The sequence below is a fragment of the Lysinibacillus parviboronicapiens genome (assembly GCF_003049575.1).
Taxonomy (GTDB): Bacteria; Bacillota; Bacilli; order Bacillales_A; family Planococcaceae; genus Lysinibacillus; species Lysinibacillus parviboronicapiens.
The window spans coordinates 41,827-54,623 of sequence record NZ_PYWI01000004.1; the positions used below are offsets into that span (position 1 = coordinate 41,827).

Consider the following 12,797-nt stretch of genomic DNA (forward strand, 5'->3'; position numbering starts at 1 on the left):
TGTCAAGAACAGTGCTCTTCCTTCATCCTTTTACTATAATAATCACTTGCTGTTAGTTCATGGCAACTGTTATTTTAAAAATTGCTTGAGTGCTGCCATTTGCTGCAAGGCTTGTGCATAACCCATTTCATAATTGGAATGCATTTGTGTTGTATCCTTCTCAAAGCTATTTAATGCTTCAGTAGGACGGAATATAAATGCCCTACCTTCCTCCTCTAGCTGCTCACAATACGCCAACGATGCATTATAATGATCGGCCCGTTTTTCCATACTTTTCACTAAACTCGGGTAACGCTTCGCAAGTAATCGCATTGCCCACTTGCTTTGCCTATCTAGCTTTTTTCGATAACCCTTTGGTCGCGTTAACACAAGCACATGTTTGTCAAAGCCTCTCTCAATGCCATGCTGAATCGGTATAGGTTCAGCTAACCCACCATCATAATAGGCAGTATCATTTAGTTTTATTTCCGGAAATAGGATAGGAATGGCACATGTAGCACGTAACATCATACATTGTCGATCCATTTCTCGAGCATCCATATACTCTACTTGCCCCGTCGTTGCATTCGTTACACCAAAAAGTAATTTCCCCTTATATTGCTGGTACGTATCCCAATCAAAAATATCTAACTGATTCGGAATCACATTATAAGCAAAATCTAAGCCGAATAGGCTCTTCTCTTTAAGAAAATTTTTCAAGCCCATATAACGCTTATCATGACGATAATCCATCAATACACGTAAGGAACGTTCCTTTTGCTGTGATACATAAGAGCATGCATTGATGGCGCCTGCCGAAATTGCTACGACATAAGGCATCATAATGTCATGCTCTAAAAAGGCATCTAGAACGCCCGATGTAAACAACGTGCGAAACGTACCTCCCTCTAATATTAAACTCGCATTCTCCACATTGACCTGTAGCATCCCATCACTCTTTCCTCTATATTCCCTATTTACAGTCCTGCTTTGATCATTTTCAATTCTTTGAAATAGCCAATTATTGCTCTGGAAAGTATTGTTACCCACAATGCCACACATAAAATCAACAGCACACGTAATACACCGTCAATCGACCATTCAAAAAAGGACTCTGTCATTCTATAAAAATTCGTATATAAAGAAAAACCAAGAACTAGGAGCAAATATCCCCCAATGCCTGCACTCATATATAATGCTTTTTTCATACCACGAATCTTCTCTTTAGGATCATAGGTCAATGCCGGTGTATTCTCTCCATTTTCATATGGCATTGCCCAAATCGAATAATGGAGCCACGTGATGTTGGATGTAAACTTTAACTGCCAGCCCATTTCCTTATGGATGGTAAAGAAGCTACTATCAACCTTTGGCTCAAAGCTAACTTCATAAGCAATGCATTTGCTTCCCGTTTCACGAAATGTAAAAATAGCTGCAGTCACACGTTCTAACTCTAATCCAAGTCGTGCTTGTTCCTCGAGCCATGCCTTCGTTTGCAGCGGCAAATACATCCAGCCAAGTTTCATTTTCCGCACCTTTCGCCCGCTGCCTATGTCAGGAACAGTCATATCCATTTCTTGTTTTTCAAACTTTCGGTATGCCCTGTACACATAAATTGATAAGCTAATGAAAAGTGTAATAATAGCAAGAGGTATCGCAATCGACCACCAGCTTATACCGCCAATCACGTTCGACATGATTGCCGTTATTAAAATTATATTCAACTGTGCTGTTACAAAAAATATGCCTATTAGGATAAATAAATACGTATGCAGTCTAGCTCGTTTTACAATGGTTTCCCGAGATGGATAGACAGGAGCCTCTGTCATTTGCTCATTTTTCATAAATTGCCATCGACTCGAAGACGTCACTACCTGCCATCCCGCCTGTCTCAAAGCATTGGGCAACATATTTTTATCCAAACGAATCGCATATGCTACTGCACTTGGTTCCCCCTCTTCAAAGGTAAACATACGTGTCACCGCATTAAAATCACATAAATGATAGCCCTTACTCGCCATATCTGTTAGCCATTTTTCAGTTTTATCGATTCGATAGCTCCACAGCCATTTCATCCTCTTCACCTAAAATCCTCCTCAAAGCGTAATACATGCGCATGTACTTCCTTTAAACGATTCATTTCAGCCTGCATTACTTGCTTGCCAATTGTCGTTACTTCATAGATGGTTTTTCTGCGTTCATCCGCAAAGACTGAAATCATTGCGTCCTGTTGCATTTTAGTTAGCGTACCGTATATGGTGCCCGAGCCAAGCTTTATACGACCGTTCGTTAATTCTTCTACGCGTTTGATAATGCCATACCCATGATGAGGCTCAGTAAGCGATAATAATATATAAAATGCGGTTTCAGTCATCGGTACATATTTTTTTAATAACTTTTCCAATTGTTCACCTCCATATGTCACACTGTGACTATATCGTATCTCGACTATATCACATCGCGACATATTAGTTCAAATTAAATATTGGCATAAAGTGAAACTTCAATCAGTGGGGGTTTTCTTCATCTCCCACTGATTGTTAGTTGAACCAATCGGGCTTTTACGGTCAGTTGTTCGACCACCTAGTTGACTCGTTCTCATCTTTCTACTTGAAGGTGGTTGTCTTACTGACCGTTAATGCGGGATAAAGTGAAACTTCAATCAGTGGGGGTTTTCTTCATCCCCACTGATTGTTAGTTGAACCAATCGGGCTTTTACGGTCAGTTGATCGACCACCTAGTTGATTCGTTCTCATCTTTCTACTTGAAGGTGGTTGTCTTACTGACCGTTAATGCGGGATAAAGTGAAACTTCAATCAGTGGAGGTTTTCTTCATCCCCACTGATTGTTAGTTGAACCAATCGGGCTTTTACGGTCAGTTGATCGACCACCTAGTTGATTCGTTCTCATCTTTCTACTTGAAGGTGGTTGTCTTACTGACCGTTATTGCGGGATAAATTTCATTTTTGACAGCATTAAGTTAAGTTATTTTAATAAAAATCATGTAAAATAAAAATAGAATTCTATTTTCAGTTATTCGTTAAGAGGGGAAACAATTATGTTTGGCGAAAAAATTAAAGGTAACACAGCGAAAAAGATGAGAGAGAGCTTACAAGCAGATTGTCAGAACTGCTTTGGCCTTTGTTGCACGGCGCTCAATATTGTAGCATCTAGTGATTTTGCCATGAATAAGGCAGCGGGCACACCTTGCCAAAATTTGCAGGCAGATTATAGCTGTCACATTCACAGTAGTCTAAGAGAAAAAGGCTTTAAGGGTTGTACCGTATTTGATTGTTTAGGCGCTGGACAAATGGTTTCTCAAACGACATTTGGTGGACAAGACTGGCGAAAAAACCCGCAAGTTGCCGCAAAAATGTTTCGTGTATTTCCAATTATGGAACAGTTATATGAAATGATTGCGTATTTGGCAGAGGCATTGTCTTATGAGGTATCAAGTTCCTTGTCTGAAAAACTAAACAGCCAATTAGCGCAACTACAGCAACTAATAAGGCAAGATGCGGATACACTGTTAGCCATTGATATTATGAAATACCGAATGCCCGTCAATGCATTGCTTTTAGCAACAAGTGAACAAATACGGCTTGGCGTAATGGCTAAGGCTTGTGAAGCTAAAAATAAGCGAAAATACAATTATAGAGGGGTCGATTGGGTTGGGAAAAACCTCAAGGGCAAAAATTTGGCAGCGACTGACCTTCGAGGAGCCTATCTAATTGCCGCGAATTTGCAAAATGCGGATTTACGAGGCGTCGATTTTATTGGTGCAGATTTACGAGATGCCGAGTTAAGCGGTGCAAACTTATCTACTAGTATGTTTCTTACGCAAATGCAAATTAACTCTGCTAAAGGCAATAGCAAAACAATATTGCCCGGTCATTTGAAGCGACCCTCTCATTGGAACGACTAGTGAAGTGAAACTTCAATCAGTAGGGATTTTCTTTGGCCCCACTGATTGGTAGTTGGAGCAATTGGGCTTTTACGATCAGTACATCGACCACCTACTTAATGTTCACCTTCCCACTTGAGGTGAGCGTCTTACTAACTGTTCGTGCGGGGTAAACATCGCTTCAACCTAAATGCATTTTTCACAGCTATTAATCAATAAGCGTATTCAAGCTTTCATGCTCAAATACGCTTTCATTTCTAATAACCCAAATTTATTCATAAGGCTTAAAGTGTTTTAATTGTTCTGTCGTAAGAGTCGTGCCATCAATTGTGTAATGCTCAAATTGCCCTACACGGTCTTTATTATGAGCAAAATAAAGATAGACGACATTTGGTTCATCCGCAAAAACAACGTTTAGCCAATAACTTGGAAGACCTGCAAAGTGCCATTTACATTCAATAGATTGTATTGCTTCCTTCCGATAAGACATATCCTCTATCAAATAGTTTTCGATTCGTTTAGCATACAGTTGCTTGTTGATTTGTACTGTACAAAATGGAGCTAGTAACGCAATGACTAACGCAACAGTCAAAAACTTTTTCATTTTACATTCCCTCATCAAGTTCTGCTCAATGATTGATAAAAAAATTTTTCCATTTTCTCATTATAGCTTTCATTTTGACAATTATCCCCAAAATATTTATTACGCTATTAATTGCCTTATAGTATCGTAAAGTTCGTTTATACAGTCTGTACCTTCTTTTCGCTCAAGCTTGAAAAATAGGAAAGTCGTGAAGTGGCAGTTCCATCAAACAAAGCCTTTCCATAATAAAAAGCTGTGGTTTTGAGGCCACAGCTTTTCGTTATTTCCTTGGTTTCTTCTTATATAGAATCGTCACAATAACTAAAACAAGTAAAATCGTTTGTCCAATCATTGTTTCCACCGTTGGATAGAAGCCTATGAAGCTAACCACTGGCAGACCATCCACGATTGTTGTAGAAATTTTATTTGTCAATTGTAAGGTATGCAAACTAACACCAATAATTTTAAATGCCAAGACATAAATTAACACCGTTGCTACGGCAAAAAGCTTATGAATTGGAATTTTGCCACTCGCTTTAAATAACACAATAGCTATGACAACTAAGATGACGAGTGCCACTACAATGCCTAACACAAATTGAGATGTTTCCATTTTAGGGGCAATTCCTGCATAAAATACCAATGTTTCTGCTCCTTCACGGAACACCGATAAGAAGCTGACAGAAGCCATTGCGAATACTGAGCCACTCGAAATGGCATTGCCCATCTGTTTTGAAATATATCGATTCCAGCTCGTTACGCTTGATTTACTATGAAGCCAAATACCAACGCCAATCATCATTGCAGCAGCAAGTAGACCAACATAGCCTTCCATCATTTCACGATTCGCATCAACAGTAGCAGAGTTAAAAATCGTTGACATTAAAATAGCTGCTACAGCCGACAATAATACCCCAACAAACGCCCCAACATAAATCCACTTACGCGTGGCTGTTTGACCGGATTTATTTAAAAACGAAACCAACGCTAAAATGATGAGCAGTGCCTCTAAGCCCTCTCGTAGCAAGATTAATGCAGAATCCCACAACGTATAGTCAGTATCACCTTGTATCAGTTCTATTTCAGTACGGAAAGTATCCAACTTACTTTTAACTCTTTCTTCATCGACTTGGCTTTTTAATAAGTCACTCACAAGTATTGGCATATCACTCTCGATTTTTGTATAGAGGCTACTATTGCGAGTTGAAATTTCGATTTCTACGCTTGGCCAAATTGTAATGAATTCACGAATTTTATCGGATGCAGCCTTATAGTCGCCTGCATCAATGAAATCATTTGCCTCATCAATATAGGCAATCAAAGTTGTGAGCGAATACTCGCCTTCTACAACTTGTGCTGTTTCTTCTCCCGCCACAAAATCCTCAATCGTTTGTTTTAGCTCAGCGTATTGTGACTGCATTAATGCGATATCCGGCTCTTCAGCGGAAATTGTAATGCGTAAGAAGGCCATCTGTGTTTCGATTTGTCCGTACATAGCAATACTTTGCTCACGAACTGGCCGTTCGTTTTTATTCCATCTAACATTGAATTCCTTGTAAGCAGCATCGATTGCAGTGATGTCGCCACTAGCTAGAGCTTTCTCAAACTCTGACATAATGGGTTTAAATTTCGTGCCAAATTCTGCGCGCTGTGCCGCTTCATCCACTGGATTTTCTAACTTTTCTAGTGAACGTAAGGCATTCGATAAGGCCGATAAGGCCGATAAACGCTCTTCTTTAGATGTTGCTTCTATTGCTTGTGCTAGTATGCTATCAACCTTTTCTTGCGCTTCGGTTTGTTCAGATGTAACGGCAGCCCAGTCGATTGTAAATTGTTTAAGTGCCTGCTTTGCTTCTGCTTCCTTGTCCTGCTTTGTATTCATAAGGGCATCACTAATAGAAATGTATAAGTGACTGTAAGACTGCGCTGCTTGCACTGGCACTGCAAGTACCACTAACAAACAAAGGATGATGCTACAGCGCGTTAAAAAGTGCTTCACCTAAATAACTCCCCTTTTGTACACCAGGGAAGCACGCAAACACTGCACTGCCTCGATGGGTAATATATTCATTCATTTTATCCATGCGCCCTAAACTATTTTGCACCGTAGTAAACTGAGCGGGATCTTTTTGGAATGATACAAACAATAGCCCAGCATCATGGGCACCTGTATTGGACATGACACCTGAAGCATAAGAATACGAACGGCGTAGTATCCGCGCACCTGATTTCCTTGCTAAATGGACATGGGATGTATCTGGCATTACATACTCGCCTTTGTCGTCCTTCGCTTCTACATCGAAATCTTCAAATTCCTTTGTTTTACCGAATGCGGCACCGCTATCACGATAACGACCAAATGTTGCTTCCTGGTCCTTTAAAGAAGTACGATCCCACGTTTCAAGATGCATTTGGATTTTACGTGCTACTAAATATGAGCCGCCCTTCAACCAGCCTTTATCCACCCACACAACTTTATTTAAATCTTTGTCATCTGTAATGGCAGGGTTTACCGTGCCATCCTTAAAGGCAAATAGATTACGAGGTGTCCCTCCACCTGCCGGGAATGAGTTAAAACCTGCCTGCGACCATTTAATCTCCACTTTGCCAGACGCAGCACGCACTAAATTACGCACAGCATGGAAGGCAACTTGCGGATCATCTGCACACGCTTGAATACACAGATCGCCACCCGTAAATTCTTTTTGTAACTGGTCTTTTGGGAAGTGCGGTAAATCTACTAGTTCTGCTGGTTTCAAGTGAGAGATGCCCAGTTTGTCAAAAAGTGACGGACCAACGCCAAATGTAATAGATAAATAGGCAGCATCTAACCCTTCTGCCTCACCTGTATCCCCTGTCGGTATTCTTGTATTTGTCGTTAAATCCACGATTAATTCGCCATTCATTAAACGCACAACAAGAGGTGTCCATTTTTGGAACAACTCTTGTAACTCTTTCTTGGATGTAACTAAGACATTTAAAGAAGCAAAATAAATATGCGTTTGTACAGGTGTAATAATGCCGGATTGATGCGCACCATAGAAATCTACTTTGTTACGTGCTGTTATACTATCTGCTACAGGCTCGAAGACACCATAACCCATAGCTTTCATAACCCCGCCAAAGCCAGAAGCACCAATAGCAACCCCTGCCACTCCGATGCCAGATAGCTTTAACATGTCACGACGAGATATTTTTTTATCGATCCATTTTTCATCGTTTGACGCTGTCATTATTCATCACTCCAAAATAATTCCCATTTGGCTTAATGGTTCACCAAGTTGGTTAACTGCTGCTGCGAGAGCTTTTGTATGTTCTTCAGTTAATTCTTCATAAGAGATGTAGCCACCATCAGCTATTGCATGCTGTGCTAGTAAATCATCGACTGCTTTGAATTTTTCATCTAATGTTGCTACTAACTCTTTATCTTTTGCTTCTAATTTAGGACGAAGAATTTCAAAGATTTTTTCTGCACCCTCAATATTTGCTTTAAAGTCATATAGGTCCGTGTGTGAGTAGATTTCTTCTTCACCCGTGATTTTAGAAGTCGATACTTCATTCAATAAGTCAACTGCACCTGTCATCATTAAATCTGGTGTTACTTCTACCGTTTGTACAAGTGCGTGTAACTCTTTGGCGTCTGCAAGTAATTGATCTGCTACTGTTTCGTAACCCGCTGTTGTATTTTCTTCCCACAGCGCATATTCAAGCTTGTGGTAGCCAGTCCATTCTTCTTCACCTTTACCCTCTTCTTGGATATCAGCTAATCGACCATCAATGCGTGGGTCAAGGTCACCAAAGCTCTCAGCGATTGGCTCAGAACGTTCGAAATACATACGCGCAGGAGCATATGCAGCTTTTGCTCCTTCTATATCACCTGCTTTGAATAATTTCACAAAGTTCTCTGTTTCCATGAGAAATTGATCCATTTGTTCTAAAGCAAACTGTTGATAAGCTGTTAGCTCAGTAGTTAAATCAACCTCTGCTGTTGGTTGTGCCTGCTCTGTCGCTGGTTTTTCTTCTTTTTTGGCTTCTTCTGTATTACCACAACCCGTCATAATAATGCCACCTACCACTAATACTGACAGTAATGATTTGTTTTTCATGCTAAGTACCTACTTCCGAATTAGTTTATCCCGTACAAACGGTTGCTACGTCTACCACATCAAGCTGAAGTCCAGCTCGTTTAAAGTGACAGAGTAAGCACCCGGCAGTACCCGATTCGTTCGACTACTAATCGATAGGGTATAAAGACCTCTACAGCGATTTAAGTTTCACTTTATATGTGAATGATAATGATTATCATAATTGATTGCAAGAAGTATTTTTATTTAAAGAAAAAAACGTCATTTCGCAGTTGAATTTTATAAACAACTAGCAAAAAGACGTTTTTTCCATGATATAATGATTCTAATCTATGAAATATTTGCTTGTTTCAAATTTTCATATTTTCCATATAAGAAATAATACAGCACAATTGACAGTAAAATAACAAATACCATAGTTAAGAAAATGGCGCTATAGCCGATTGTCGGCGCAAAAAACCCTAAGAAATAAGGCCCTACGCCTAATCCTAAATCATACAAAATGAAGTATGTCGATGTCGCAAGTCCTAGTCGTTCATTTGGTGTAACTTTAATAGCGATTGCTTGTGCTACTGAGTTGAAGTTCCCATAACCGACTCCAATACAAGCAGCCGCTATTAAAAATACAACAGTACTCGTTGCGGCACTAAAGGCGTACATGCCAATGGCAAATAGCACAAGGCACGGATAAATAACAATATTTGCGCCTCTTGCATCGAGTAGTTTCCCTGTAAATGGACGAGTCGCTAAAATGACAATTGCATAAACGATAAAGAAGTAACTCCCCGCCGTTACTAAATCCAATTCTTTGGCATAGAACGTCATAAACGACATAACGCCTGAATATGCAAAACCAATAACGAGCGCTACAAATGCAATTGGCACAGCACGCATTTCAATAAAGTTGGACACTTTGAAGCCTGTCTTCGCCGCAAGATCTTTTGCCTTGTTCGGTGCATCTGGCACTGTCACTATAAAATACATCATAAAGCAAATAATGGCTAAAACTGAATCGACCGCAAAAATCATGCGATAATCTGCAAATAACTGTGTTAAAAGAATTCCGACAAATGGCCCGATAGCCGTCGCTAAAATGGCACTTAAACTATAATAGCCAATCCCTTCACCACGTCGATCCGCTGGTAAAATTTGAGCAATAATTGTACCTGTAGCCGTACTTGCTACCCCTAGCGCAATGCCTTGCACTAAACGATTCAGCATTAATAATGGTAAATTCCCTGCAAGAAAATAGGACATTGTTGATAACATAAATAATAAGAGTCCGCAAAATAATGTCTTTTTACTCCCCCAATCGCCAATAATCCGTCCTGTACCAAGTCGCCCAAATAGCGTCCCTATTATAAAAATACTTGACACAAGTCCCGCGGTACTCGTTGAAGCCCCAAATTGTTCCACAGCGTAGCCCGCAATCGTCACCATTAATAAATAAAAAATTAACGTAATGGTAAAATTGATAAGTGAAACGATTAAAAAATCTTTTGTCCAAAGTTTATGTCTAGTTGCTTCCACTTGTTTCCTCTCCTACTGATGAATGTTTGCACAAATTCTTGCTAAAACTTGTGTAGCAATTTCAATATCTTGCGTTGGCACTCCTGCCAATGCCTTTTCTAAAAAAGGTTTTAAATGTTCCTGAATTTCCTGCACGATAGTTTCACCATGAGCGGTTAATTGTACAAGCTTTTCTCGCTTATCCTTGCCTGCCACTGTTTCAACATACCCAAGCTCCCCAAGCTTTTGTACAAGTCTCGTCACACTTGGCTTCTCAATGAACATAAAGTTCGCAATTTCCACAAGCGAATGTGGCCCTTTATCGATCAACAATCGCAGGACAGCCCACTGAGAACTATACAGCTGATATTTCTCCAACTGCACATTAAGCTGATTTGTAAACGGTCGGTACATCAGTCGGTACTCATTAAAAAAATTCTGTTCAATCGTCAAAGTATCACTCCTTTACTTTTCTTAGCACTACAAATTAAATTAGTTAGCCTAGGTAACTATATACCCAACTTCGCCTTTTGTCTAGCCTAAAGTTAGGATACGGGCTCGCTATCCGCTAGTTTTAGGGGTCTATCCGTCACTTTTGGGGTTCTATCCGTCACTTTTGGGGTTCTATCCGTCACTTTTGGGGTTCTATCCGTCACTTCAACCGTTCTATCGGCCTCCTCCTTGCCCGAACAGAAAAAAACTGAACAGCGCGAGCCGTTCAGTCATTTTTGCGTAATAAATATAAAAAATAAGGGGCACCGATGCATGCTACCACAATTCCTGCTGGCACAGTTGCCGTTGAAATCGCCACGCGTCCGATTGTATCGGCAAGCATTAATAAGCTAGCCCCAATACATAGTGTTAACGGTAAAAAGAATTGATAGCGTGGTCCTACGAGCTGTTTCGCGATGTGGGGTGCCATTAAACCGATAAAGGCAATTCCACCAGTCACTGATACAGCCGCCGCAGCTAATGCTACAGCCACCACTAATAATTGTAGTCGCTCACGGCCAATATTCATGCCTAAGCCGATTGCTGTTTGCTCGGTCATGGCCAGTACATTTAACACATTCGCTTTATAGAAAATGAATGGGATGCCTAGCACGAGCCACGGCACTAATGCCCAAAAGAACGGCCAATCGGTACCCCATACACTGCCTGCCAACCATTGTGCGATAAACTGCACATCACTGCGCTCCGCAGAGGAGATTAAAATAATCATCACACCCGATAACGCAGAAGCCACACCTACCCCGACTAAAATGAACTGTATGGGTTGAACGCCTATATTCCGTTTATACGAGAAAAAGTAAATACATAGTGCTGTGAACATTGCACTTAGAAACCCAACGACTGGTAGTACATAGGCAAAGTTAGGTAAATTCCCGTTGACAATTAAGTAGAACAATGTAATCCCAACACCAGCACCCGCATTAATACCAATAATACCAGGGTCTGCCAAATCATTACGTGTTACCCCCTGCAATACGGCACCTGCAAGTGCTAGCGCCATCCCTGCCGCTGCCAAGACAAACATTCTTGGCAATCGCACAGAAAACAAGACGAATGATTCTTTAAAACTACCGTCTCCAAGTAAAATCGGTAGTATGCGATCAATGGAAACCGAGGCAGCCCCCAGTGAAATGCCTAATACAAAAATAGCTAGCGTTAATATCAGCCACACAAATAGCCAAATTCGTTGCTTTTTTCGACCTGCATTAAGCAAATTGACGACCTCCCTTACGAACAAGTAAAAGGAAGAACGGCAGTCCGATAATAGAAACGATGGCTACAACAGGCGTTTCGAATGGTGCATTAATCATCCGGCCAAGGAAATCTGCCGTTAACATAAACCAACCGCCAACAAGTGCACTCATCGGTAACACCAAACGATAGTCTGTGCCAACAAAGGCACGTACAATATGTGGCACCATTAAGCCGACAAACGCCAAATTTCCTACAAGCGCCACGGCAGCACCGGCTAGAACGACAACAACCACCATCAGAACACCTTTAATGACAGTAGTATTTTGTCCTAAGCCAACTGCTACATCTTCATTTAAGCTTAAAATCGTTAACTGACGGCTATAAGCAAACGCAACAACTAGCCCTACTACAATAAACGGTACAATGATGAGTGCTGTCCATGTCGTACCAATAAAACCGCCGCTCGTCCACATGGATACATCTTTAGCGATATTAAATAAAATCCCCGTGCCATCTGCAACGGCCTGTAATAGCGCAGAAACAGCCGCCCCTGCTAGCACCAGCTTCAACGGCGAAAAACCGCTCTTCGTCGATGTGCCAATCCCATATACAATCATCATCCCTATGCCCGCTCCGATGAAGCATGCAAAAATTAGGATATAGTATGAGATATTTGGCACAAAAGCCATGGTTACAGCAAGTGCAGCATTCGCCCCTGCTGTAAGACCAAGAAGCCCTGGGTCTGCTAAAGGATTCCTGGTAACCCCTTGCATAATGGCCCCAGCCACTGCTAGTGCACTGCCGACAAAAATTGCTGCAATGATACGTGGAAATCGAATTTCCCGTAACACTGCATAATGCTTGCCACCACTTTGTCCAACAATGGCTTGATAGACATCTTGAATGCTCGTATTTGCTGCACCAACGCACAGTGAAATACTAGCCGTTGCTAGTAATAAAATCAGTGCAAGCAACATCTGAAGCCAAAATGGTAATTGTCGAAACTTTGTCATTGCCTTCGCTACTCTCT

At 40.9% G+C, this 12,797-nt stretch carries 12 protein-coding genes; 1 reads left to right on the forward strand and 11 read right to left on the reverse strand.

The annotated features are described in order from the left end of the window. Nucleotides 1–69: 69 nt before the first annotated feature. Genes C9J35_RS05665 through C9J35_RS05675 form a run of 3 tightly spaced genes read right to left on the reverse strand, consistent with a single transcriptional unit; the run spans nucleotide 70 to nucleotide 2,353 of the window. On the reverse strand, nucleotides 70–927 hold the full coding sequence (locus C9J35_RS05665) for a patatin-like phospholipase family protein (protein WP_107923748.1): 858 nt from the start codon (nucleotides 925–927) through the stop codon (nucleotides 70–72). Nucleotides 928–956: 29 nt separating this feature from the next. Further along, nucleotides 957–2,054 (reverse strand): DUF2812 domain-containing protein, encoded by a 1,098-nt coding sequence (locus C9J35_RS05670; RefSeq protein ID WP_235616216.1) that lies wholly within the window; start codon nucleotides 2,052–2,054, stop codon nucleotides 957–959. A gap of 5 nt (nucleotides 2,055–2,059) precedes the next feature. Further along, the gene (locus C9J35_RS05675) at nucleotides 2,060–2,353 is read right to left on the reverse strand and encodes a PadR family transcriptional regulator (protein WP_054768485.1); all 294 of its coding nucleotides are present in this window, start codon (nucleotides 2,351–2,353) and stop codon (nucleotides 2,060–2,062) included. Nucleotides 2,354–3,037: 684 nt separating this feature from the next. Here C9J35_RS05675 and C9J35_RS05680 point away from each other — a divergent pair. After that, nucleotides 3,038–3,904 carry a pentapeptide repeat-containing protein gene (locus tag C9J35_RS05680; protein ID WP_107923751.1) on the forward strand — a complete coding sequence of 289 codons (867 nt, stop codon included), beginning with the start codon at nucleotides 3,038–3,040 and terminating at the stop codon, nucleotides 3,902–3,904. 250 nt (nucleotides 3,905–4,154) lie between these two features. On the opposite strand, the gene C9J35_RS05690 is transcribed toward C9J35_RS05680, so the two are convergent. The 8 genes from C9J35_RS05690 to C9J35_RS05725 all read right to left on the reverse strand — a co-directional run bounded on the left by C9J35_RS05690 (nucleotide 4,155) and on the right by C9J35_RS05725 (nucleotide 12,780). Then, nucleotides 4,155–4,487 (reverse strand): DUF3139 domain-containing protein, encoded by a 333-nt coding sequence (locus tag C9J35_RS05690; protein ID WP_054769959.1) that lies wholly within the window; start codon nucleotides 4,485–4,487, stop codon nucleotides 4,155–4,157. A 259-nt stretch (nucleotides 4,488–4,746) separates the two neighbouring features. Beyond that, nucleotides 4,747–6,465 (reverse strand): FTR1 family iron permease, encoded by a 1,719-nt coding sequence (locus C9J35_RS05695; protein ID WP_107923753.1) that lies wholly within the window; start codon nucleotides 6,463–6,465, stop codon nucleotides 4,747–4,749. Beyond that, the gene (gene efeB, locus C9J35_RS05700; RefSeq protein ID WP_107923754.1) at nucleotides 6,440–7,699 is read right to left on the reverse strand and encodes an iron uptake transporter deferrochelatase/peroxidase subunit; all 1,260 of its coding nucleotides are present in this window, start codon (nucleotides 7,697–7,699) and stop codon (nucleotides 6,440–6,442) included. Before efeB ends, C9J35_RS05695 begins: the two co-directional genes overlap by 26 nt. 6 nt (nucleotides 7,700–7,705) lie before the next feature. After that, nucleotides 7,706–8,572, reverse strand: coding sequence for an iron uptake system protein EfeO (gene efeO / locus C9J35_RS05705; RefSeq protein WP_107923755.1), 867 nt, complete (start codon nucleotides 8,570–8,572; stop codon nucleotides 7,706–7,708). A gap of 309 nt (nucleotides 8,573–8,881) precedes the next feature. Beyond that, nucleotides 8,882–10,081 carry an MFS transporter gene (locus C9J35_RS05710; protein WP_107923756.1) on the reverse strand — a complete coding sequence of 400 codons (1,200 nt, stop codon included), beginning with the start codon at nucleotides 10,079–10,081 and terminating at the stop codon, nucleotides 8,882–8,884. Between the two features lie 12 nt (nucleotides 10,082–10,093). After that, on the reverse strand, nucleotides 10,094–10,513 hold the full coding sequence (locus C9J35_RS05715) for a MarR family winged helix-turn-helix transcriptional regulator (RefSeq protein WP_107923757.1): 420 nt from the start codon (nucleotides 10,511–10,513) through the stop codon (nucleotides 10,094–10,096). 265 nt (nucleotides 10,514–10,778) lie between these two features. Beyond that, nucleotides 10,779–11,786 carry a FecCD family ABC transporter permease gene (locus C9J35_RS05720; RefSeq protein WP_107923758.1) on the reverse strand — a complete coding sequence of 336 codons (1,008 nt, stop codon included), beginning with the start codon at nucleotides 11,784–11,786 and terminating at the stop codon, nucleotides 10,779–10,781. Beyond that, on the reverse strand, nucleotides 11,779–12,780 hold the full coding sequence (locus C9J35_RS05725) for a FecCD family ABC transporter permease (RefSeq protein ID WP_107923759.1): 1,002 nt from the start codon (nucleotides 12,778–12,780) through the stop codon (nucleotides 11,779–11,781). Before C9J35_RS05725 ends, C9J35_RS05720 begins: the two co-directional genes overlap by 8 nt. Nucleotides 12,781–12,797: the final 17 nt, after the last annotated feature.